Annotated in this window: 27 protein-coding genes and 2 pseudogenes; 28 read left to right on the top strand and 1 reads right to left on the bottom strand. The window is 49.4% G+C overall.

Annotated elements, in window-relative coordinates; genetic code table 11:
• Window positions 1–57: 57 nt before the first annotated feature.
• From accB to PT964_RS21050, 21 genes and pseudogenes are all read left to right on the top strand, one after another.
• The gene (gene accB, locus PT964_RS21145; RefSeq protein WP_274365344.1) at window positions 58–573 is read left to right on the top strand and encodes an acetyl-CoA carboxylase biotin carboxyl carrier protein; all 516 of its coding nucleotides are present in this window, start codon (window positions 58–60) and stop codon (window positions 571–573) included.
• A 22-nt stretch (window positions 574–595) separates the two neighbouring features.
• Complete coding sequence (gene accC, locus PT964_RS21140; protein WP_274365343.1) at window positions 596–1,939, top strand: acetyl-CoA carboxylase biotin carboxylase subunit; 1,344 nt, start codon at window positions 596–598, stop codon at window positions 1,937–1,939.
• A gap of 99 nt (window positions 1,940–2,038) precedes the next feature.
• The gene (locus PT964_RS21135; protein ID WP_274365342.1) at window positions 2,039–2,452 is read left to right on the top strand and encodes an Asp23/Gls24 family envelope stress response protein; all 414 of its coding nucleotides are present in this window, start codon (window positions 2,039–2,041) and stop codon (window positions 2,450–2,452) included.
• Between the two features lie 94 nt (window positions 2,453–2,546).
• Entirely contained in the window at window positions 2,547–3,092 is a 546-nt protein-coding gene (gene amaP, locus PT964_RS21130; RefSeq protein ID WP_274365341.1) for an alkaline shock response membrane anchor protein AmaP, read from the top strand.
• A gap of 9 nt (window positions 3,093–3,101) precedes the next feature.
• Complete coding sequence (locus PT964_RS21125) at window positions 3,102–3,347, top strand: DUF2273 domain-containing protein (protein ID WP_274365340.1); 246 nt, start codon at window positions 3,102–3,104, stop codon at window positions 3,345–3,347.
• 94 nt (window positions 3,348–3,441) lie between these two features.
• A complete protein-coding gene (gene nusB, locus PT964_RS21120) occupies window positions 3,442–3,903 on the top strand; it encodes a transcription antitermination factor NusB (RefSeq protein WP_274365339.1) in 462 nt (153 codons plus the stop codon).
• Window positions 3,904–3,921: 18 nt separating this feature from the next.
• A complete protein-coding gene (gene folD, locus PT964_RS21115) occupies window positions 3,922–4,788 on the top strand; it encodes a bifunctional methylenetetrahydrofolate dehydrogenase/methenyltetrahydrofolate cyclohydrolase FolD (protein ID WP_274365338.1) in 867 nt (288 codons plus the stop codon).
• A 63-nt stretch (window positions 4,789–4,851) separates the two neighbouring features.
• Window positions 4,852–6,159, top strand: coding sequence for an exodeoxyribonuclease VII large subunit (gene xseA, locus PT964_RS21110; protein WP_425262778.1), 1,308 nt, complete (start codon window positions 4,852–4,854; stop codon window positions 6,157–6,159).
• On the top strand, window positions 6,152–6,406 hold the full coding sequence (gene xseB / locus PT964_RS21105) for an exodeoxyribonuclease VII small subunit (protein ID WP_274365336.1): 255 nt from the start codon (window positions 6,152–6,154) through the stop codon (window positions 6,404–6,406). Before xseA ends, xseB begins: the two co-directional genes overlap by 8 nt.
• Window positions 6,393–7,310 (top strand): polyprenyl synthetase family protein, encoded by a 918-nt coding sequence (locus PT964_RS21100; RefSeq protein ID WP_274365335.1) that lies wholly within the window; start codon window positions 6,393–6,395, stop codon window positions 7,308–7,310. Before xseB ends, PT964_RS21100 begins: the two co-directional genes overlap by 14 nt.
• A 552-nt stretch (window positions 7,311–7,862) precedes the next feature.
• The gene (gene dxs, locus PT964_RS21095) at window positions 7,863–9,752 is read left to right on the top strand and encodes a 1-deoxy-D-xylulose-5-phosphate synthase (RefSeq protein ID WP_274365334.1); all 1,890 of its coding nucleotides are present in this window, start codon (window positions 7,863–7,865) and stop codon (window positions 9,750–9,752) included.
• A complete protein-coding gene (locus PT964_RS21090) occupies window positions 9,745–10,626 on the top strand; it encodes a TlyA family RNA methyltransferase (protein ID WP_274365333.1) in 882 nt (293 codons plus the stop codon). Before dxs ends, PT964_RS21090 begins: the two co-directional genes overlap by 8 nt.
• Window positions 10,627–10,646: 20 nt before the next feature.
• Window positions 10,647–11,102 (top strand): hypothetical protein, encoded by a 456-nt coding sequence (locus PT964_RS21085; RefSeq protein WP_274365332.1) that lies wholly within the window; start codon window positions 10,647–10,649, stop codon window positions 11,100–11,102.
• Window position 11,103: 1 nt separating this feature from the next.
• Complete coding sequence (gene ahrC, locus PT964_RS21080) at window positions 11,104–11,553, top strand: transcriptional regulator AhrC/ArgR (protein ID WP_274365331.1); 450 nt, start codon at window positions 11,104–11,106, stop codon at window positions 11,551–11,553.
• Between the two features lie 33 nt (window positions 11,554–11,586).
• On the top strand, window positions 11,587–13,281 hold the full coding sequence (gene recN, locus PT964_RS21075) for a DNA repair protein RecN (RefSeq protein ID WP_274365330.1): 1,695 nt from the start codon (window positions 11,587–11,589) through the stop codon (window positions 13,279–13,281).
• Window positions 13,282–13,402: 121 nt separating this feature from the next.
• Window positions 13,403–14,731 (top strand): SpoIVB peptidase, encoded by a 1,329-nt coding sequence (gene spoIVB, locus PT964_RS21070; RefSeq protein ID WP_274365329.1) that lies wholly within the window; start codon window positions 13,403–13,405, stop codon window positions 14,729–14,731.
• Between the two features lie 148 nt (window positions 14,732–14,879).
• A pseudogene (gene spo0A, locus PT964_RS21065) lies at window positions 14,880–15,617 on the top strand (sporulation transcription factor Spo0A); the annotation flags it as partial.
• A gap of 4 nt (window positions 15,618–15,621) precedes the next feature.
• Window positions 15,622–15,810: pseudogene (locus PT964_RS26675) on the top strand (sporulation initiation factor Spo0A C-terminal domain-containing protein); the annotation flags it as partial.
• Between the two features lie 161 nt (window positions 15,811–15,971).
• On the top strand, window positions 15,972–16,949 hold the full coding sequence (locus PT964_RS21060; RefSeq protein ID WP_274365328.1) for a tyrosine-type recombinase/integrase: 978 nt from the start codon (window positions 15,972–15,974) through the stop codon (window positions 16,947–16,949).
• Between the two features lie 2 nt (window positions 16,950–16,951).
• Window positions 16,952–17,182, top strand: a complete 231-nt coding sequence (locus tag PT964_RS21055) for a hypothetical protein (protein WP_274365327.1) — start codon at window positions 16,952–16,954, stop codon at window positions 17,180–17,182.
• A gap of 178 nt (window positions 17,183–17,360) precedes the next feature.
• Complete coding sequence (locus tag PT964_RS21050) at window positions 17,361–17,912, top strand: hypothetical protein (protein ID WP_274365326.1); 552 nt, start codon at window positions 17,361–17,363, stop codon at window positions 17,910–17,912.
• A 59-nt stretch (window positions 17,913–17,971) separates the two neighbouring features.
• Here PT964_RS21050 and PT964_RS21045 read toward each other — a convergent pair whose 3' ends face one another.
• A complete protein-coding gene (locus PT964_RS21045) occupies window positions 17,972–18,184 on the bottom strand; it encodes a helix-turn-helix domain-containing protein (RefSeq protein ID WP_274365325.1) in 213 nt (70 codons plus the stop codon).
• 183 nt (window positions 18,185–18,367) lie between these two features.
• Between PT964_RS21045 and PT964_RS21040 the strand changes: the two genes are divergently transcribed.
• From PT964_RS21040 to PT964_RS21010, 7 genes are all read left to right on the top strand, one after another.
• A complete protein-coding gene (locus tag PT964_RS21040) occupies window positions 18,368–18,634 on the top strand; it encodes a DUF7667 family protein (protein ID WP_274365324.1) in 267 nt (88 codons plus the stop codon).
• Complete coding sequence (locus tag PT964_RS21035; RefSeq protein ID WP_274365323.1) at window positions 18,631–18,909, top strand: hypothetical protein; 279 nt, start codon at window positions 18,631–18,633, stop codon at window positions 18,907–18,909. Before PT964_RS21040 ends, PT964_RS21035 begins: the two co-directional genes overlap by 4 nt.
• 217 nt (window positions 18,910–19,126) lie before the next feature.
• Window positions 19,127–19,363 (top strand): hypothetical protein, encoded by a 237-nt coding sequence (locus PT964_RS21030; protein ID WP_274365322.1) that lies wholly within the window; start codon window positions 19,127–19,129, stop codon window positions 19,361–19,363.
• 181 nt (window positions 19,364–19,544) lie between these two features.
• Window positions 19,545–20,801 (top strand): hypothetical protein, encoded by a 1,257-nt coding sequence (locus PT964_RS21025; RefSeq protein WP_274365321.1) that lies wholly within the window; start codon window positions 19,545–19,547, stop codon window positions 20,799–20,801.
• 242 nt (window positions 20,802–21,043) lie between these two features.
• Complete coding sequence (locus PT964_RS21020) at window positions 21,044–21,454, top strand: hypothetical protein (protein ID WP_274365320.1); 411 nt, start codon at window positions 21,044–21,046, stop codon at window positions 21,452–21,454.
• Between the two features lie 15 nt (window positions 21,455–21,469).
• Complete coding sequence (locus PT964_RS21015) at window positions 21,470–22,357, top strand: SU10 major capsid protein (RefSeq protein WP_274365319.1); 888 nt, start codon at window positions 21,470–21,472, stop codon at window positions 22,355–22,357.
• Between the two features lie 261 nt (window positions 22,358–22,618).
• Window positions 22,619–22,864, top strand: coding sequence for a hypothetical protein (locus PT964_RS21010; protein ID WP_274365318.1), 246 nt, complete (start codon window positions 22,619–22,621; stop codon window positions 22,862–22,864).
• Window positions 22,865–22,904: the final 40 nt, after the last annotated feature.

Below are 22,904 nucleotides of genomic sequence, written 5' to 3'. Positions count from 1 at the left end.
CGTACTTTCGCGAGAACAACGCCGACACCTTTGCTTAGGGAGTGAACATAAGCTGTTATGTATAAAATCAGCGAAATTAAAGAATTGATGAAGATTGTGGACAGTACAACGATACAAGAAGTACATATCGAGAACGAGAACGGCAAGCTGACGATTCGCAAGCAAGAGCCGAAAGCTGCGGAAGCGCCCGTGGTCATTCACCATGCGGCCGCAGCGGCTGCTCAGCCCGTATATGCGGCTGCTCCCGCACCGGCGGCTGCAGCTGCGCCTGCGGTTCCGGCGGCGGCTCCAGAGGCGCAGCCTGCGGCTGGCGAGGCGCCTGCTGCGGACGCGAACCTTCACCGAATCGTATCCCCGATGGTAGGCACGTTCTATGCGGCTTCCGCTCCGGGTGCGGCGCCTTTCGTGAAGGTGGGCGATTCGGTTAGCGAGAAGACGGTCGTCTGCATCGTGGAAGCGATGAAGCTGATGAACGAGATCGAAGCGGAAGTAAACGGCACGATCGTAGAAATTTTGGCGGAGAACGGCCAGCTGGTGGAATACGGCCAACCGCTGTTTTTAGTCAAGAGGTAAGAGGCAACGGGAGGATAAACGGATGAAGTTTCAAAAAGTGCTGATAGCCAACCGTGGAGAAATTGCCGTACGAATCATTCGCGCGTGCAGAGAGCTCGGCATCTTTACGGTTGCCGTCTATTCCGAGGCGGACCGGGACGCGCTTCACGTGCGGCTGGCCGACGAGGCGTACTGCATCGGTCCGACCCCTTCGAAGGACAGCTACTTGAACATGACGAACATTATGAGCGTGGCTACGTTGACCGGAACGGACGCCATTCATCCGGGTTACGGCTTTCTTGCCGAAAACGCGGATTTCGCCGAAATATGCGAGCGCTGCAATATTACGTTCATCGGTCCGTCGCCGGAAGCGATTTCGAAGATGGGCGACAAGGCGGTTGCGAAGCAGACGATGCGGGACGCGAACGTTCCGGTTATTCCGGGATCGATCGGCCTGCTTGAGTCGGTGGAGGATGCGCTTGCGATCGCCCGCGACATCGGATTTCCGGTCGTCATTAAAGCGACCGCCGGCGGCGGCGGCAAAGGGATCCGGATCGCCCGCGACGAAGAAGAGCTGATCACCGGAATGACGGCCGCGCAGCAGGAAGCGCAGAAGGCGTTCGGCAACGGCGGCGTTTATTTGGAGAAATTCCTGACCGGGATGAAGCATGTCGAGATTCAAATTATCGCGGATAAGCACGGCAACGTCGTGCATTTGGGGGAACGCGATTGCTCCGTACAGCGCCGCAGACAGAAGCTTGTGGAAGAAGCGCCTTGTCCGGTGCTTTCGCCGGAAGTCCGCAAGCGGATGGGCGAGGCTGCCGTGCGCGCGGCGCGTGCGGTTGATTACTCGGGCGCGGGTACGCTGGAATTTTTGCTGGGTCCGGACGGCGAATTTTATTTTATGGAAATGAATACGCGCATTCAGGTCGAGCACCCGGTTACCGAAATGGTTACGGGCATCGACATTTTGAAGGAAATGATTTTGGTGGCCGAGGGCAATCCGCTCAGCTTCCGTCAGGAGGATATCGCCATCGACGGGCATGCGATCGAATGCCGTGTCAACGCGGAGGATCCGTCCCGCAACTTTATGCCTTCGGCGGGCAAGATCGGCTTTTACTTGCCGCCGGGCGGAGCGGGCGTACGCGTCGACAGCGCCGCTTATCCGGGATACGTCATTCCGCCGCATTACGATTCCATGATCGCGAAGCTGATCGTCTGGGCTCCGACCCGGGAAGAGGCTATTCAGCGAATGAAGCGGTCGCTTTCCGAGTTTGCGGTCGACGGTGTCCATACGACGATTCCGTTCCATCTGAAGCTGATGGACCATCCGAAATTTCAACAAGGAGATTTCGATATCAAGTTCCTTGAAGAATACGAAATTTAGTCCATTAGCCGCAAATGCCGAGGCAAGCTCTCGCATTTGTCATAAATATGGCAGGATGGTATAGTTATATAAAAGTAAGACAAGGGAGGTTGGTCAGCCATGAACACGATTGCCCCGGATTTCGTTAAAACCGACATGGGGAATATCCAAATCGCTCCAGAAGTAATCGAAATTATTGCCGGGTTGGCAACGTTGGAAGTGGAAGGCGTAGCCGGCATGAGCGGCGGTTTCGCAAGCGGCGTCGCTGAGTTGCTCGGCCGCAAAAACTTGTCGAAGGGCGTGAAAGTCGAGGTCGGTCAGAGGGAAGCGGCTGTCGACGTGAATGTCGTCATCGAATACGGTCGCCGCATTCCGGAAGTGGCCTCGGACATTCAAGCGAATGTCAAGAACGCGATTGCTTCGATGACGGGTCTCGATGTCGTTGAAGTCAACGTGCATGTTCACGACGTCATGTTTAAAGGTCAAGAAAGAGCGGAAGAAGAGGAAACGACGGTTGTCGCCCGCGTAAAGTAATCGTGCTTCAAACTGCAAACCCCCGACTTAACGGCCGGGGGTTTCCTCTTAAACATCGGATAAACGGCTCTTTAGGGAAGGGAATGGTTTTTCGTTGGCCAGAATAATAGACAAGCTCCTACTGTTTGTGTACAGCTTGGCGGTGCTTTTGCTTACCGTCCTCGGCTTTGCGATCGTATTCGAATGGGTCCAGCCTTCGCGCGTCAATACGCTTTTGTTCGATGCGGGCGTAAACAGCGCTATATTGACGATCAGCACGATCTTGTTTCTTATATCGCTTCGCTTCTTATACATATCCCTTCGCCGCAGCCGCAATCAGACGGGCTCGATCGACCAACGGACCGATTTCGGCGATATCCGCATTTCGCTTGAAACGGTAGAAAACTTGTCTCTTAAAGCAGCTTCCCGTATTCGCGGCGTGAAGGATTTGCGCTCGCGCGTTAGAGTGACCGACAGCGGGCTGGAAATTCAGATTCGCACGGTCATTGACGGCGAAACGTCCATCCCTCAGCTAACCGAAGAGATGCAGCGCGGCGTGACGGAGCACGTCCAGGAGGTTACGGGGATTCCGGTGTCTAAGGTTACGGTCTACGTAGCGAACGTAATCCAAACCCAGACGTTTAAAGCAAGAGTAGAGTAGGTGCCGCTTATGTGGAAACAATTCATGGAGCGGTTTGCCGAATGGGCGGCGGACGGGCGTCTCGGGCGCGTAGCAGGCGTTTCGGCGGGCGTATTTCTCGGATTTATTTATCTCATTTGGGGCTTCTGGGATATGCTGGCTTTTGCGCTTATTGTCGCAATCGGATATTGGCTCGGTTTAAAATCGGACATTCGGGAAAAATGGTTTGATATAAAGGCCGTTTTTCGCTATCTGTCGGATCGGTGGTATCGGTAACGAAAACGGCGAAATCCCATGGATGTGGGATTTTTCGTTGTTTAATGATAAAGAAAGACTTATAAACCATTGATTTTTTTCGGGAGGCTGACTTATGAAACGAAGATCCGCGAGAGCGATCGCGGTGCAGTGCCTATATATTATGGAGATGAACCGGGTAAGCGCGGACGCGGCGCTGCGCACGGCGATGGAAGAGGCGCTGAACGACAACGAGTCCGGCATGGATATGACGGGCTCGGACGAACTGCTTGCCTATGTGAAGCGGTTAATGAACGAATTGGTCGGCAAGAAGGAGCAAATTGATCAAATTGTAAGCAAGTATTTGCAAGGCTGGCAGGTGGACAGGCTGTCGAAGGTGGACCGGGAGGTGCTCCGTCTGGCCGTGTTCGAGATGGTGTACAGCGACGATATTCCGCCTAAAGTGGCGGTGAACGAGGCGATCGAGCTGGCGAAGCATTTCGGGACGGAAGAGTCCGGGAAGTTCGTTAACGGCGTCCTCGGCAAAATGATCAAGGAGCTGGACGACATCAAAGCGTCGGCAAGAGCAACACAATAATAGGACGGGGGAGAAACGTTGAGCGCGACAATCATTGATGGGAAAACGATTGCGAGACAATTGAAGCTGAGATTGAAGAGCGAGGTTGAGGCTTTGACCGCCTCCGGCGTTAAGCCCGGCCTGGCGGTCGTTCTGGTAGGCGACGATCCCGCATCGCACGTGTACGTCAGGAATAAGGAGAAGGCTTGCCAGGAGCTCGGCATTTATTCGCAGGTATACCGGCTGCCGGAATCGACGGCGCAGGACAAGCTCCTTGATTTGATTCGAGAGCTGAACGAGAGCAACGAAATTCACGGAATATTGGTGCAGATGCCGCTGCCTTCCCACATTGAAGAGAAGGCGGTCATCGACGCGATCGGCGTCGACAAGGATGTGGACGGCTTCCACCCGGTCAGCATCGGCAATTTGCTCATCGGCGACGAAGGCTTCGTACCGTGCACCCCCGCAGGGGTTATCGAGATGCTGCGGGCGATCGGGGTTAGTCCGGCCGGCAAGCGGGCCGTCGTCATCGGGCGGAGCAACATTGTCGGGAAGCCGATGGCGGCGCTGCTCATTCGCGAGCATGCGACGGTCACCGTTTGCCACTCCCGCACGGTCAATCTTCCGGAGGTAAGCCGTGAAGCCGACATCTTGATTGCGGCGATCGGCAAGCCGAAATTCGTAACGGCCGAATACGTCAAGCCGGGTGCCGTCGTGATCGACGTCGGCGTCAATCGCCTGGAGGACGGAACGCTTGCCGGCGATGTCGACTTCGACGCCGTCAAAGAGGTCGCCTCGGCCATCACCCCGGTTCCGGGCGGCGTCGGGCGGATGACGATCGCGATGCTCATGAGCAACACGGTACAGGCAGCGAAGAGGGCGCAAGCGTTGTGGAACGGCAGGTGAGCCGCCGCCGTGGAGGACAATCGCCGAATTTTTTCGATCAAGGATTTAACCCGTTACGTCAAAATGAAGCTCGAATCCGACGCTTTGCTGCAAGACATATGGGTTCGGGGGGAAATATCGAACTTTACGCGCCACTCCAGCGGACATTTATATTTTACATTAAAGGATAAAGACAGCCGCATTAAGGCGGTCATGTTTGCGGCGCAGGCTTCGCGCCTGCCGTTTATGCCGAAAGACGGCACGCGCGTCATTGCGAGAGGCAACGTAGCCGTCTATGAGCGGGACGGTCAGTATCAGTTTTACGCCAGCTCCATGCAGCCCGACGGTATCGGCAGTCTGTATTTGGCGTATGAGCAGCTGAAACGGAAGCTCGAGGAGGAAGGGCTGTTCGCCGCCGAGCGGAAGCGCCCGATTCCCCGGTTCCCGAAGGCGATCGGCGTCATCACGTCTCCGACGGGTGCGGCCGTGCGGGATATTATCATTACGCTGCAGCGAAGGTACCCTTCGATTCCGGTACTGCTGTATCCGGTGTCCGTTCAGGGGACGGGCGCGGCTCCTTCGATCGTGAAAGCGATCCGTACGATGAACGAGCGGAAGGAGACGGACGTGCTGATCGTCGGCCGCGGCGGCGGCTCTTTGGAAGAGCTGTGGGCCTTTAACGAGGAGGCGGTGGCCCGGGCGATCGCCTCTTCCGTTATTCCCGTCATTTCCGCCGTAGGACACGAGACCGATTTTACGATCGCCGACTTTGTCGCCGACCTGCGGGCGGCCACGCCCACCGCGGCGGCGGAGCTCGCCGTTCCTCATCGTCTCGAGCTGAAACAGTCGATACGTCATTTGTCGCTGCGGCTCGAGTCAGGTCTGCAAGCTCAGGTGACGAGGAAGCGCGAACGGCTCGCCCGATTGAAGCGTTCGCCGTTCCTGACGGATCCGAGGCGGCAGCTTATGCTGCAGCAAACCGAGCGGCTGGACCGGCTGACCTCGTCTCTGATGCTAAAGGCGAAGGCGCGTGCGTCGCTTTCCCGCGATCGATTTGCGCGGCTGGACCGGCGTTTGGCGAATGCCAGCCCGCGGGATTCCATCAGGCAGGCGTCAAGGCGGCTCGACATGTCGAAACTGAAGCTGCTGCAGCTGGTTAACGCGCAGGTGAAGGATGCCCGGCACGCGCTTTCGGTGGAGTTGAGGCGGCTCGATGCGCTCAGTCCGTTGAAGGTCATGCAGCGCGGGTACAGCCTTGTGTATAACGAAAAGAAACGATTGGTGAAATCGATCGATCAGGTTCAGCTGGGGGACCTCGTCCGCGTGCAATTGTCGGACGGCGCGCTGGACTGCCAAGTATGGTCGATGAGGGAGGAGAACGGCGATGAGTGAAGAGACGATCGGCTTTGAGAAGGCGATGGAGGAGCTGGAGCGGATTGTGGCGAAGCTGGAAGGCGGAGACGTTCCGCTGGAGCAGGCGATCGAGCTGTTTCAAGAGGGGATGCGCTTGTCCCGCATTTGCAGCCAGAAGCTGGAATCCGTCGAACGGAAAATAGAGATGTTGCTCGAAGAAGACGGGCAGGCGGTCAAAAAGCCGTTCTCGCCTGCGGAAGAGAAAGGTGAAGATGTTGGCTTTTGACGCGGACTCTTTAATCGAACATTATATTAAGCATTACGGCGAAGCGGTGGCGGACGCACTGAAGCGTATCGTGCCCGAGCATTGGGACGTTCCCGCCGCGCTCCGCGATTCGATGAGCTACTCGCTCATGGCCGGGGGCAAACGGATGAGACCCGTGCTGACGATCGCCGCTTGCGAGGCGCTCGGCGGCGCGGCGGAGGATGCGATGCCGGCGGCCTGCGCCGTAGAGCTCATTCATACGTATTCGCTCATACATGACGATCTTCCGGCCATGGATAACGACGATTTTCGCCGCGGAAAGCCGACCAATCATAAGGTGTACGGCGAGGCGATGGCTATTCTTGCGGGGGATGCGCTGCTGACGCACGCCTTCTATTGCCTCGCCTCCATGCCTTCGCTCCGACCGAACGTGCCGCCCGACGCGGCGCTCGCCATTTCCGGCGAGCTTGCATTGTACGCCGGTGCCGGCGGCATGGTCGGCGGTCAGGCGGCGGACATTCTCGGCGAACAAGGCGTTACGACGCTCGAGGGCTTGGAATATATCCATACGCATAAGACGAGCGATTTAATCGTGTTTTCGCTTCGGGCGGGCGGGCGGATCGGCGGCGCGGACGATGCCCAGCTTGCGGCGCTCACTACGTTCGGCAGCTCGATCGGGCTCGCCTTCCAAATCCAAGACGACATATTGGACGTGACCGGGGATGCGGAAAAGCTCGGCAAGAGCGTGAACAGCGACGTCGAGCAGAACAAGGTGACGTATCCGTACTTGATCGGATTGGAACGCAGCCGCGCTATGGTGGCCGAGCTCACGGAGCGCGGCAAGTCGGCGCTGACCGCGGGGAACGTCCCCGATCCCCGGCGTCTGCTGCAATTGGCCGATTATTTGATGTCGCGCGAATCGTAGAGGCGCGCGGGCCGTGCAGCGGAACAAAAGTTCCGTTGCACTCTGTCGCGCCGCACGATCAACCGCCTCGAACGGAACATACTTCCGCTGCAACCTGCACACCGCCAAAGTAGCTGCCTCCAACGGAACGATGCTCCGTTGCTCTCTGATGTGCCGCCTGATCGACCGCCTCCAACGGAGCTTTACTTCCGCTTCAGCCCATCACGCCTCCTACCCAGCTACTTGCAACGGAGCTTTGTTCCGTATTCCAAATGGAATTTCTCCACTTACTCCGCCTCCGCACCTTGGTTGGCCCCACCACAAAAAAAACCGGCCTACACACAGTCATGTATGAATCGGGGTGCAAACCCTGCGATCGCAATGTAACAATGTATATCGGCGATTTCCGCCACAAGGCGGTTTTTTTGCTTTATTTCGGACACAGCCCTTCCCGGATTGAGGCGGGAATTGGCGCTATGGTATAATACCACAAGTGATGCACCGCTCAGCCGGGGTTATTCGGCTGGAAAAGTGGGAATTCTGTGTTCAACAAAGGAAAGCGGGGAACCCGATGTGCTGCTCGAGCGAGTGAATCAGCCAAGCGACGTAAAACGTCTCTCCTTATCCGATTTGGAGCAGCTGGCTCATGAAATAAGACAATTTTTGATATCGAACTTATCCGTAACGGGAGGGCATCTGTCCCCGAATTTAGGCGTTGTCGAGCTGACGATCGTGCTTCACTACCTGTTCAACAGCCCCAGGGATAAGTTTATTTTTGATGTGGGCCATCAATCGTACGTCCACAAAATATTGACCGGCCGGCGAGACCGGTTTCCGACATTGCGGAAGTATAAAGGGTTGTGCGGCTATATTAAACGCACCGAATCCGAGCATGACGTTTGGGAGGCGGGCCACAGCAGCACGGCGCTTTCGGCTGCGATGGGCATGGCGATTGCGCGCGATTTGAAGGGCGAGGACAACAAAGTCATCGCCATTGTGGGAGACGGCGCCATGACCGGGGGGATGGCGCTAGAGGCGCTGAACCATATCGGCCACGAACGGAAAAATCTGATGGTCGTGCTGAACGACAACGAAATGTCGATCGCTCCGAACGTCGGGGCGCTGCACAATTACTTGAGCAAAATTCGTTCCGATAAAACGTACCTGAGGGCGAAGGACGAAGTCGAAAATTTGCTCAAGAAGGTGCCCGCCATCGGCGGCACTTTGGCGAATTGGGCGGAAAAGCTGAAGGATAGCTTGAAATATTTGGTCGTATCGGGCGTGCTGTTTGAGGAACTCGGCTTTACATATATCGGTCCGGTGGACGGACATAACATTTCATTGCTGCTGGAAACGTTCAAGCAAGCGGAGAAGGTAGCGGGTCCGGTGCTTGTGCATGTCGTAACGACCAAAGGCAAGGGCTACGCTCCGGCGGAGGCGGATTCGCACGCATGGCACGGAGCGGGAGCTTATAAGATCGAGTCCGGTCAAGTCGTCAAATCGTCAGGTCCGCCGATGTATACCGAGGTGTTCGGCAAGACGATCATCGAGCTGGCCGAACGCGACCCTCGGATTGTGGCGGTCACGCCGGCCATGCCGGGCGGCTCGGGGCTGCTGAAGTTCGCCGAAAAGTTCCCGGACCGGATGTTCGACGTCGGCATCGCCGAGCAGCATGCGGCGACGATGTGCGCCGGTCTGGCTGCCGAAGGGATGAAGCCCGTATACGCGGTATACTCGACCTTCCTCCAAAGAGCGTACGATCAAGTGCTGCACGACATATGCAGACAAAATTTGAACGTCGTGTTCGCCATCGACCGGGCGGGCTTTGTCGGTCCGGACGGGGAGACGCATCACGGCGTATACGATATGGCGTATTTGCGCCATATTCCGAACATGACGATCGCCATGCCCAAGGACGAGAACGAGCTGCGCGACCTGCTTTATACGGCGGTCCGTTACGACGGCGGGCCGATCGCCGTCCGATACCCGAGGGTTAGCGGAACGGGCGTCGAATGGGACGGACAATACCGCGCCGTGCCGATCGGCACATGGGATGTGCTTCGAGCGGGCAAGGACGCGGCGGTGCTTGCCATTGGGCCGATGGTTGAGGTCGCCCTCCGAACGGCCGAAGCGCTCGAGCAGGAAGGGATTTCGCTTCGGGTCATTAACGCCCGCTTCGTGAAGCCGCTCGATGCTCGGTTGCTGAACGAACTCGCAGACGAACGCATCCCGATGGCGGTCATGGAAGAGGGCACTGCCGAAGGAGGGCTCGGCAGCGCGGTTCTTGAGTTTTATGCTTTTACCGGCAAGCGTGTCCCCGATATATCGATCTTAGGCGTGCCGGACCGGTTCATCGAACACGGCAGCATTCAAGATCAACGGAACGAAGTCGGATTGACGCAAGAAAGGCTTGCGGAGGTCATTCGGTCGAAGACGGCAAGCGGGGTACGCGTCGATGTCTGAGCGGAAAGAACGCCTTGACGTGTTATTGGTGGAGCAGGGCTTTTTTGAAAGCAGAGAAAAGGCGAAAGCGGCCGTTATGGCCGGGCTCGTGCTCGTTAACGGGGAACGGATGGAGAAAGCCGGCATGAAGGTGCCCGCTACCGGCGCCATCATCGTCAAAGGCGACGTTCACCCGTATGTGAGCCGTGGGGGTTTAAAGCTGGAGCGGGCGATCCGCGAATTCGGGCTTGATCTGTCGGGAGCCGTTATGATCGACATCGGCTCGTCGACGGGCGGATTTACCGATTGCGCGCTGCAGCACGGTGCGGCGTTCGTCTATGCGATCGACGTAGGAACAAATCAGCTGCATTGGTCGCTGCGGACCGATTCGAGGGTTAAGGTTATGGAGAAGTTCAATTTCCGCTTCGTTACGCCGGAGCATCTGACCGGGCCGGCTCCCACCTTCGCGGCGACGGACGTATCGTTCATTTCGCTGCAGCTCATTCTTCCTCCGCTTAAACCGCTGCTGCAGCCGGGAAGCCGAGTGGTGGCCCTTGTGAAGCCGCAGTTCGAAGCGGGGCGCGAATCGGTGGGCAAAGGAATCGTGCGGGACCCGAAGGTGCATCGGGACGTTCTGCAGACGGTGACGGCTTTCGCGGAGCGCAGCGGCTTTGAGCTGCAAGGGTTGACGCATTCTCCGATCACCGGAGGAGAAGGAAACATTGAATTTTTGGCGCTATGGTCTGTTGCTGAAACTCAAGGCGTCGAGCCCGGCGCAAACCGCAAGGCTGAAATCAGCGACTTGATCGACCGTGTCGTCGACCAGGCGCATGACACTTTTTTGCGGCCGGATGGACAAAGAGCAGCAGGAAACCCAACATCTTCCCTAGAATAGGAAAGGGGAGGTGAGGGCCTTTGGCGTTCAGCAGCGATTCGATTGTGCTTTTGCTTGTGATTGTCGGTTTTTGTTTATGGGGTCTTTTCGCCCTTCGCCGATGGCTGCGCGAAAGGCCTGAAGTGCCGGTGCCGAGAGCCGGCGAAGGAAGCCTGCCGGAGGGCGAAGCGGTCGACCTGCTGAGGGAATATGGATACGCTGTCATCCACGGCAAGGTGAAGGTGCCCGTTACGGTTCACAAGGATGAGGAAGTGCTCGCAAGCTCGTTGTTTGTCGATTACTTCGCCGAGAAGGATAATCGTACGTATGCTGTGAAGCTGTCCCGAACCAGAAAACCCCTCGATACGGCGGCCGGAAGCGCGATTCGCGAAGCGTTGCTTGTATATGCGCTCTTATACGACAATACCGCCGGCGTGTTATACGTGGATTTGAGCAACCGAAAAGTACATAAAATTCGCTTTGAGCTGGAGTTGTGACATGAAAGGTCAACGGCATATTAAAATTCGGGAAATTATTACAAGCAAGGAAGTCGAAACGCAGGACGAGCTGGTTGACGCGCTTCGCGCCGCCGGCTTTGCCGTTACGCAGGCCACTGTGTCCAGAGACATTAAGGAGATGCATCTGGTCAAAGTGCCGCTGGCGAACGGGCGCTACAAATACTCGCTTCCCGCCGATCAGAAGTTTAACCCGGCGATGAAGCTCAAGCGCGCGCTGATCGATTATTTCGGTTCGATCGATTATGCGGATCATCTTGTCGTGATGAAAAGCTTGCCCGGTACGGCGAATACGCTGGCCGAGCTGATCGACAACCTGGATTGGCCCGATGTGATGGGGACGATCAGCGGCGATAACACCGTGCTTATTATATGCCGCGACAAGGAAACAAGCTCGCGTGTCGTCGAGCAAATTTTGGGAATGCTGTCGTAATCTCATTATTTCACTATAACGGAGGGAACGAATTTGCTCCTGGAGCTGTCCGTTAAACATTTGGCCGTAATCGACGAGGTTCGCGTTTCTTTTCAAGAAGGGTTTCATGTGCTGACCGGCGAAACCGGCGCCGGGAAATCCATATTAATCGATGCTTTAAGCTTTGCAATCGGAGGAAGAGCTTCAGCCGACCTTGTTCGTCATGGATACGACAAAGCGGAAATCGAGGCTCTTTTTGATATTTCTAAGGATCATCCCGTATGGAGCATCTTGGAGATGAACGGCATTTCGGCGAATGAAGACGAGCCGCTGATCGTCCGAAGGGAAATTTCCGCAAGCGGCAAAAGCACCGCACGAATCAACGGCCAGCTGGTCACGATGGCGACGCTCAAAGCCGCGGGAGAGACGCTGGTCAACATCCACGGCCAGCATGAGCACCAGTCGCTGCTGAGGGTGGACAAGCACTTGGAGCTGCTTGACGCGTATGCGGCGGCCGATATCGAGCCGGAGAAGGCGGCGTACAGGGCCGTTTACGACCGTTACACGGCGGTTCGCAACGAGCTCGAGCAAACGAAGGATGCCGGCAAAAATGCGCTCCAGCTGGCGGATTTGTACCGCTTTCAGTGGGAGGAAATAGCCGCGGCTGCTTTGAAGCCGAACGAGGACGAGGGGCTGCAGGAGGAAAAGCGGAAGCTGTCGAACGCCGAACGGCTTCATCAATCCGCCAACGAGTCCTACGATTGTCTGTACGGCGGCGGGAAGGCGCTGGAAGCGGTCAATAAAGCGATTCAACGCCTTACGGATATTGTAAAATATGACGGCAAAACGATTTCTCCGATCATCGATCAGCTGCAGACGGCTTATTACCAAATCGAGGACGCGTCGTATCAGCTTCGCGATTACAAGGAAAGCATCGAGTTCAATCCTGACCGGCTGGACGAAATCGAAACAAGACTGGCGACGATTTCCCACCTGAAGCGCAAATACGGAGAAACGGCGGAGGATGTCATCCGGCACGGACAGCGCATGAAGCTGGAGCTTGAAAAGCTTGACAACCACGAGGAACGGATTGCGGAGCTTGAGAAAGAGCTGGAGCGGCAGCTTCGCGAAATGGGCAAAAAAGCCGAAGCGCTCTCCGTCAAACGGAAAGAGGCCGCTGCGCGGCTGTCGCGCGAACTGACAGAGCATTTGAAGGACCTGCATATGGAAAAAACGAAAATCGAGGTCGGGCTCGGCTCGACGGACGGCCGGTGGACGAAGGAAGGAACGGATACGGCGGAATTTCTCATTGCTCCGAATCCGGGGGAGCCGCTCCGCAGCCTTCATAAAATCGCCTCCGGCGGCGAGCTGTCCCGAATTATGCTTGCGTTAAAGTCGATTTTTGCGAAGGTGGACCGGGTCCCGGTTCTTATTTTTGACGAAGTGGATACCGGAGTCAGCGGCCGAGCCGCCCAAGCGATTGCGGAGAAAATGGCTCGTCTCGCCAGAGAAGCCCAAGTATTCGCCATTACGCACCTTCCGCAGGTCGCCTGTATGGCCGATGCGCAGTATTCGATCGTCAAGACGGTGCAAGACGACCGGACCTTCACGCAAATTCACCGTTTGGGCGAAGGAGAACGAGCCCGCGAGCTCGCCCGAATGCTCGGAGGCGTCGAGGTGACGGACACGACTTTACAGCACGCTCAAGAAATGCTTAACCTGGCCGAACAAAGAAAAACAGCGTGGTAATCACGCATTAAGGAATCATTTGCAGTAATAAAACAACTAGGGCGGGGTTACCTTAAAGGTACGTTATTGAGCGAACTTTTTCGCCATTTAAGCGAGAAACGTAAAGGAGCGTGAGGAAGGGTTGAGATCCGGCATCAAGAAAAGACTATTCGGACTTATGCTCGTCTTTATTGTTTGTCTCATTACCGTATCGCCCCCGTTTCAACATTTTGCCACGTTTCCCGAGCAACTCAATCTGTTTGACGGGCAAGGCAAGCAGCTCCATCTGAGCATGCCGGTTCACGCACAAGTGTCGGTGGACAATCCGGACATCGTAAAGGTGAACGGTTCGTCGAAGCCTTCCATCGACGTAAACTTGAGTAAACCGATTTCCCTGCGCAGCGAGCAAGCCGGCCAAGCGGAAATGAAGCTGAAGCTGTTTGGAACGATTCCTTTAAAGACCGTCAAGGTGAACGTCGTTCCGGATCTGAAGGTGATTCCGGGCGGGCAGACGATCGGCGTAAAAATTAAGTCTAAAGGTGTTCTTATTGTGGGTCATCATTTAGTTTCCGACGGCAAGGGGAACAAAATTTCTCCCGGCGAGGAAGCGAAAATCAAAGTCGGCGATTTAATCGTTCGGATGAACGGTCAGCCGCTTGATGACGTCAATAAGGTCGCTGCCATCGTTCAAGCGGCGGGAGAAAAGAAAAAGCCGATCGACCTCGTTATTTTGAGGGGCGGTCATGAAATCGAAGCGAAAATAACACCCGCTTGGGATGCGGAGGATCGCGCCTACCGATTGGGCGTTTATATCCGCGATTCGGCCGCGGGTGTCGGAACGCTGACGTTCTATGCACCGGATCAGAAGGCTTACGGCGCGCTGGGCCATGTCATCACCGATATGGATACGCAAACTCCGATCGTGGTCGGCGGAGGCGAAATCGTATATTCCAACGTTACTTCGATCTCCAAAAGCCACAACGGCGAACCGGGCGAAAAACGGGCGCATTTTTTCCGGGAGGACAAAGTGCTCGGAAATATCGAGAAAAACACCGATTTCGGCATTTTCGGCAAAATGAACGAAGCCCCGGAGTACGGCAAAGAAAACAAGCCGATCCCGATCGCTTTCGCCAACGAAGTGAAGGAAGGTCCGGCACATATTTACACGGTAGTGAACGGACAGAAGGTGGAAAAGTTCAATATCCAGATCGTTCATGTGGCGAAGCAGGCTTTCCCGGCGACCAAAGGCTTGATTATCAAAATTACGGACCCGAGGCTTGTCGACAAAACCGGAGGAATCGTACAAGGGATGAGCGGCAGCCCCATCGTTCAGGACGGCAAGCTGATCGGCGCAGTGACGCATGTGTTCGTTAACGACCCGACAAGCGGATACGGCTGCTTTATCGAATGGATGCTGCGCGATGCCGGCATTCTAATGAAATCCGAGAAGGCGAATCCTAAGGCGAGTTAACTCACCTTGGGGTTTTCCCTATTCCGTACATAATGAATAAAGTGCCGGAAAATAAAAATTTTCGACAGGAGGAATTTGAGTTCCGGTGTCGAATTCCATATATGACCAAATAATGGCCAGTTATGAGCTAGCTTAAGGAGGATTCGTTTTGCAGACCATTGAAGTTTTACTGGCAGACGACAATCGCGAATTTGCGAATTTGTTGTCCGAATATATCGCCGAACAGGAAGATATGACCGTTGCGGGTGTAGCCTATAACGGGGAAGAAGTGCTGAAATTGCTCGAAGAACGGGATACGGTGCCCGATATTTTAATTCTGGATATCATTATGCCGCACTTGGACGGGCTTGGCGTACTTGAGAAGCTTCGGGAATACGATCTCAATCCGATGCCGAAAATAATTATGCTCACGGCGTTCGGCCAAGAAAACATTACCCAAAAAGCCGTTCAATTAGGCGCATCTTATTATATCTTGAAGCCTTTCGATATGGACGTGCTGGCCAATCGGATCCGCCAGCTTGCCGGTGTTCCGAACGTGTCTGCCGGCTCCACTTCCGCGAGCGCCATTCAGTTCCAATCGCAGCAGCGCAAACGGATGATGACTCCGGCCAGACCGGCGGGCAAGCCGAATTTGGACGCAAGCATTACGAACATTATTCACGAGGTCGGCGTGCCGGCACATATTAAAGGTTATCAATATTTGCGGGACGCCATTACGATGGTTTATAACAATATCGAATTGTTAAGCGCCGTAACGAAGACGCTTTATCCGGCCATTGCGGAGAAGTACCGGACGACCCCTTCCCGGGTGGAGCGGGCGATTCGCCATGCAATCGAGGTCGCCTGGACGCGGGGCAACATCGATTCGATCTCGCATCTGTTCGGCNTACCGGACGACCCCTTCCCGGGTGGAGCGGGCGATTCGCCATGCAATCGAGGTCGCCTGGACGCGGGGCAACATCGATTCGATCTCGCATCTGTTCGGCTATACGATCAACATATCCAAAGCCAAGCCTACGAACAGCGAGTTTATCGCGATGGTGGCGGACAAGCTGCGGATCGAGAATAAGGTTAGCTGAGACGGGGGATATTAAGGGTTTTTGGGAAAATGGGAGCCGACCAATTTTGTAGAATGTCTTTTTCATTAGCAAAATTAAGGCGATAAATTTCCATACGTCACTTGTATAAATACCATTGCTTTATTGGGTTGCCAAAACTCAATGAGGGAGTGGTATTTTTTATGACGGATTTTGATTTTCAACTCGACAATTTTATGCTTTACTGTTCATCACGTAACTTGGCGCGTAAGACGTTAGCAAGTTATGAGCAGACGTTAAAACTTTTTGGAATTTACCTTAAAGATTCATTTAAGATTGAAGATGCAAGAAAAGTTCAGTCGGGACACGTTAGACAGTACATCAAGTTTGTTCAAGAACGTGGAAAGTATACTGTAGTGTCAAATGCAAATACTAAGGAACAGAATCATCCTGACCGCCGAACGGACTATAAAAAGCAGGTTTCTACAACTACAGTTGCTAATTATGTTCGCAACATTAAAGTGTTTTTTAATTGGCTTCATGGAATTGAACGTGAAATAACGAAAAATCCATGTGAATCCATTGAGAATCCAAAGGTAGAACGTAAGTTGAAAAGGACTCTTACACCATATGATATAAGCACAGTTATTAAACAATTCGATGTTTCAAAGTTCCATGATTATAGGAATGCTTTGATTACAAAAACGCTGCTTGATACAGGAATGCGGATTGGCGAATGTTTGTCTTTGATGCCTGAGCATATCGACTTTAATCACAAAAGCATTTTAATCATTAACCCGAAAAACAAACAGCAACGATATGTGTACTTTTCACCTAAGCTTTCGGCAGAACTGAAATCTTGGATAAAATATAAGGATCGTTATGTGGAGAGTCCTTTTCTCTTCCCTACAACAAGGGGAACACAGCTTGAAATACGTAATTTTGAGAAGGCACTAAAGGATGCTGGAAATAAGGTAGGGGTTGAAATACATCCGCACCAGCTTCGTAACAACTTTGCAAAGTATTACATATTAAATGGCGGTGACTGGTTCACACTCTCACGCATATTAGGGCATTCCAGTGTAGAAGTTACCCAAAAGGCATATTTGGATTTTAGTGATGAGGAAGTCGGGAAGAAATATCAGAAGCATAGTCCTCTTGCCAATATGGAGGGGATTTGACAATGAAGAAGACACCCGAATTGCTGGATAATACTACACATTATAATCGCCTGATTTGGATTATGAATGACGAAGATGCTGATACACTGTATAACCTAGCCAGAAGGCATTTACGGCTTGTTAAAGAAGCATTAGATAGAACTTGTACCGCTGAACGCAAAAACGCCATACAAGACGAAATTGAGCGCCTTAGAACGGAACGTGATTCGCTAATCAATAAATATGTAAAATAAACAAGAAACGCCCTCATGATTGGGGGCGTTTTCCTTTTCTAGTCGATATCAGCTTTTTGTGGAAATATTTACTGGTAGCACCCTTTTTGCCTGTAGTGCTAACATTAATATATGGTAATAAATGTTAAATAAATTAGTTTGCTTTATTTTAATTTACATTTAAAAAGGAGCAACTTAGATGGACAGAAGTAAGAGTTACAATCCTTATGATTGGTACATAACTGATGAAGATTATGATGAAGCGAAAAATCACGGTGTAAGTAAAGGACTCCTTAGAGATCGTATTCGTCGTCATGGATGGGGGAAACGGAAAGCCATTATTACTCCACCACGAGCAATTAAAAAATTCAATCCAGTGTTAAAATCATTAGCGAAATCGAACGGAATTTCTGAAAATGCACTTTCTCATCGAATACGTAGAGGATGGGATGAGCAACGGGCGGCAACCACAACAATTAAGGAAGCACTAGAGCAACGAGACAGAAAATGCGCAATTCAATTGGGCAAAATGAACCGAAAATATCCAATTGAACTCTTGGAATTAGCTGCAAGGAGTGGGATTTCATATGCTTGTTTCATTGGACGAATGAAACTCAAATGGGACTATATAAAGGCAGCAACCATACCGCCAATTAAAGGTGCAGATCGAGGGAAACGACTCAAAGAACTTTACGGTGAGGACTTCTTTAAGAAGATAAAGGCACGGCTGTCCGACTCAGATTTCACTTAATGGCCAATTTATAAAATCATAAAAAAGGATGGGATCACGATTGCGACCCCATCCTTTTTTTATTCTTCTTCAAACTGCATTAGTTTAGAAATGTCCGTAATGTTCAACGCATTCGCGATACGTTCAATGATACCTATGTTTAATTCCTGCAATTTGTTGTTACATAAATTCGAGATTTTTGATTGTGTAACGTTGGATAACTTCGATAATTGATTTTGCGACATCCCTCTTTCGTCGAGTACGTCCTGTAGTCGGATTTTTAGTCTGACCATTGTACGATTTCACTCCCCAAATTAGGTGTTGACATTATACCGATAACGGTATAATAAAAGGGTAAGGGTTATACCGACATCGGTATAACTATCAAATATATAATACCACTCATCAACAAAAAAGTATACGCTTTTTTGCTAGTTTCTTATGGGAAAATTTAAAAATGAAAGGGGGTAACGCACTTGACTATCTTGGCTATTCACCAACGCATGGCTGAACTATGGACTATCCAAAAACGACAAAGAGAATTGTCCAAACAAGAACTTGATGAGATGGCGATTTTAATGGATGCTAATGCAAATCACTTTTGGAAATTAATTACATTAGAAAATTTGTCTAAACTCGCCTCAGATACCCATGATGTGGATTGGCAGTATGAACTTTATTATCGTATCGAAGAACTAAATAATCATCCAATAAATAGTTCTAAGGGAGAGAATGAAAAATGAAAAAAGCTATCGACGTCAAAAAAGTTTATGCTTACGTTTCGGAAGAGTATGGATGGATTCTCACGCTAGATAAGGAGGAAGCTGCAACCGATCCTGAATATACCGTGGCAACTCTTGAGGACTTAGAGGATGCTGGATGCCTTGGGATTAACTTTCAGGAGAATATCTTGGAGACAACGGATGGTTACTTTATGTGGTTCGAACGCTCGTTTAAAACGTTGTTGAGCGACATGAACGAGTATGATTGCGGGTATGTAAAAGTCGAAATTCAATAATATTCTTATAAAGACCAAAAAAACTATTGAAAAATTTACAATAGAATGATAAATTAAAGGTATCGACTGCCCAAAGAAAACAGTTGCTACCTTTTTATTCTTTTTTTCTGGATTGTATTTACTTTACCCATTCGTATGCTATGTCGTCAATTATAATAAATCTCTAGTTTTATTGCAAGCACTTTTACAAATTTATTTCTCGAAAGGAGGTGAGTATATGAAATTAACTAAAACCCAGCTACAAGTTTTAAAAGTGCTGTATGAGTATAAAGATGAGTGGTTGAGTGAAGCGGACATAAAGAAGAAGAGTAAGGAATTTATTAATACGGCACATATTAGTCAAGCATTAATAAAACTGAATGGAAGTCATCTAGTGTATAACCCAATAATTGAAAATGGAACGTATAAGTTTCAAATTACACTTGATGGTGAAGATGCTTTTTTGAATAGTTAATTAAAGAAGATGAATTTTTTGTCTCCCATAGTCGGGAGAACAAAAATAACTTGACCGTCTGAGTGACCGCAATATACCGGACGTTAAACTAAAAAAGAAGCGCATTGTGCGCACGAAAGGATGTTTTTTAAATGAAGACGATCCTACGAAAAAGAAAATATTATAACTGGAGTGTGATTAAGTGGTTCAAAGCACGACGACGAATGAAAACGAAAATATTGATTTAAAGGAAATTATCATTGAGTATCGAAATGGAAACAATGCAATATTAGAAGAACTCTTTTGGAAAAATCAAGAAACAAAGAAAATATTACAAATCAATAAAAAAGCTAAAGGAAGAAACAGAATAGATGAATTTCGTTATAATATTCCTCAGTTCAACTCTAAGATAACGCAACTTTATAAAATCTATTATGATTATTATTCGAGGGAAGAAATAAAATCAATCTTTAATGAATTGCTTTTGGATTTTATGTCAAACAAGGATGGGAAATATCCCTTAGATTCAAAAGGTAGGGTACATAATCATAGGAACCTTGTGAATTGGATTCTCACAGTAACAGATAATGAATTTAAAGACAGGGTTGAAGTACTTTCAGACGAGAAAAAAATACTTAGACCAGATTTTCAGGAAAAAGAAAAGTCTGCGACCGATGAAGGAGATATAAAATCTTCATATAATTTAGCAAGTTATAAAAGATGGAAAGAAGATTATAACAGTGAAACATTTCAGCAATTTATAGAGCGGATTAATTTTAAAGAACATTTTACAGAATTGCAACAAAAGGTTTATGACGACTTATTGGAATATTACTCTAAAAAATACAATACAAAACGTTCAGACAGAGTAACATATGAATCAATTGGATCAAAGTATAAGGTGTCGGCGCAAAGAGTTAAAGAGATTGAAGAAGAAATAGGCACGACAATAAAACGATTGTATGAATCTTGGTTTGATAAACAATCAAAATTTGTTCCAGTATCTCAACGAATTGAACATTTTTTACGGTTTAATGAGATGGTTAAAGAAGACAGAAATGATAATATGATTGTGTATAAATTTAAGTTTTTGGTATCGTGGCTTAAATTAAATTATCAACTCGGTGAACAAGTAGTTCGAGATTTTAATAAAAAGGATTTTACAACATCGATATTTGACGTCTTAACCGATGGTGGAACAATTGATAAAAGAAAATCTATGAGATGTATTTTGGAAAACAAACTTCACCCCAAATCTTGGCTATTACTAAGTAATATTCTTGAGAAGGGCGAGTTTCCAAATATAAAAACTAAGAAAGAAATAAAACAAATCGAGTCTATCTATAATAAGTGTATCGATATTATGCAAAATTATCTTATTGATTTGGATTCACATATACATAAACATAAGCAATACATAGATACAAAAAATAAAAATCTTAAGAAAGCAAAAGTATAGTTCATATCCCCTTTATATTTTTAGCACTATATATAGAGGGGTAAAATCCTCTAACCGAGCAATTTTTACAAGTTCAGTTCATTTTATTTATCCTCCAAATCTCCCTTTCTCTTGACCGTTTACACGGTCTATTTTTTTTGCTCTGCAATTAAATAATTTTAAGGGGAATGGGGTAACAGCAATTATTAAAATCAGGGCGTTTGCCTTGATTAATATAAACTTTCAAGAGAAGGGATGATTGTATGGAAACTTACACACAAGATCAAGTCAATGAGTTACTACAACAGGAAAAGCAAAAGTGGGAAAAGGAAGTATTGCAGCCGGTTCAGGACGAATTAGCGAAACACAAACCGAAAGAAAAAACGGATGCTGAGAAGCAGCTTGAACAGAAACAAGCAGATTTACTTCAAAAGGAAATGGTACTACTGATGAAGGAAGCAGATGTTTCCGATTTTGCCGAACTAATTTCAGCTAGTGATGCCGAGGATTTAAAAAATAAAATCGGCAAACTTCATGATGTATTAAAGGCTCGAAAAGTCGATTCATCTTATAGACCAGAAAGTCACAAGCAACAGTCTGCTTATGACATTGCTGAAAAAAATAATGATGTTCTTGGCATGATCGATTCAAAACTACAAAAACTATTTAATTAAGGAGATGTAATAAGGATGTTTAAAACAAGTAATCTTACTTCTGCGGAATCTATTTCGCTCGCCAAAGAAATTGTAAAAATTGGGGTACAAGATACTCCGCTTAGTTCCCTGTTGTTGGCTCGCGGCCTAACAGGTAAAGCTAATGGTACAGTCCAAACATGGCGCGAACGTTCGCTTGATACTACTTCTGACGTATCCGTTACGGAAGGTAACGAGAACGTGACGTTCTATGAATCTGGTCGAGCAGAACTGAATAATATTTTGGAGATTTTCCAAAAGGGTGCATCCATCAGTGGAACAGCTAATGCAATCAATGTGAATGGTCAAGGTAAAGTATTTTCAGGTGAAGTTGCCGATCGATTGCTTGAAATTAAAGTAGCAATGGAAAAAGCACTTACAACAGGATCACGTAATGATGGGTCTGCTACTCCATTCATTCGCCGTATGGATGGCATCGAGAAATGGGCACATGCTTCTAATACTGTAACTGGTGCAACTGCCGACACTGTAACGGAAGATGAAGTAAAGAATACAGTTAAAAAGTTGTGGCTCCAAGGTTTGCCTAGCGGTGAATACTTTGCTCTCGTAAACGCTGATATTAAAGAGCAAATTGACGGAATATATAAAGATTCGTATTCCTATATTGCGCAAAATAGTGTGTTCGGTCTTGTCGTTGATTCGATCCGTACTAACTATGGTACGGTTCACTTTGTACTTTCTCGTCACGCTTCCGTTGATAAGATGACTGTGTTTGATTTGAATTATCTTTCGCTTGATTACTTGCGTGAACCGCAATTCGAACCGCTTGCTAAAGTTGGTGATTCGATTCGTGGTCAAGTAATCGCTGAGGCTACATTGAAGGTTGGAAGCAAAAAAGCCGTAGCACAGTACACTATGCTTTAATTAACAATATTAAGTGGGTGGATGGCAATTGTCGTCCACTCATTTTATTTTTCGCTTTTATTAAAACATTTTAAGGGATGTGATTATGTTGAATCGTATGAAGTGGAAACTCTTGAGAATTGAAAAGAATCTGAAAATTTCTGATGTATGTAAAAGGTTAAAATGCAGCCCTGCACTTATTAGTTTGTATGAACGAAATTTATGCGATATGGCTCCTGAGAAGATCCGGCTTTATAAGCAATTTATTGAGGAATACCAACCATGAAACAACTTAATGTTTTAAAGGAAATTGACCCATGCACCTTGAGAGATGTTTTAGATATTTGGGAAAAATCCAATAAAAATTATGATCAGTTGGATTTACCCATAATCGGTATCGGTGGTTTTGCTCACGTTTATGAGTACATATCAAAAGATAATATTAAGTATGCCATAAAAGCTATTAGAAAAGACCACGATGGAAATTATCTTACTCAAAAAGATGAGAGGAATCTGGAACTACTGTGAATGCTAGACTAGAGTAGACAGAAACCGACAGATAAGATTG

Origin of the sequence: Paenibacillus thermotolerans, assembly GCF_028745515.1 — a bacterium.
Lineage (GTDB): Bacteria > Bacillota > Bacilli > Paenibacillales > YIM-B00363 > Paenibacillus_AE > Paenibacillus_AE thermotolerans.
The sequence above is the reverse complement of the archived record's forward strand: the minus strand, read 5'-3'. Positions and strand labels throughout refer to the sequence as shown.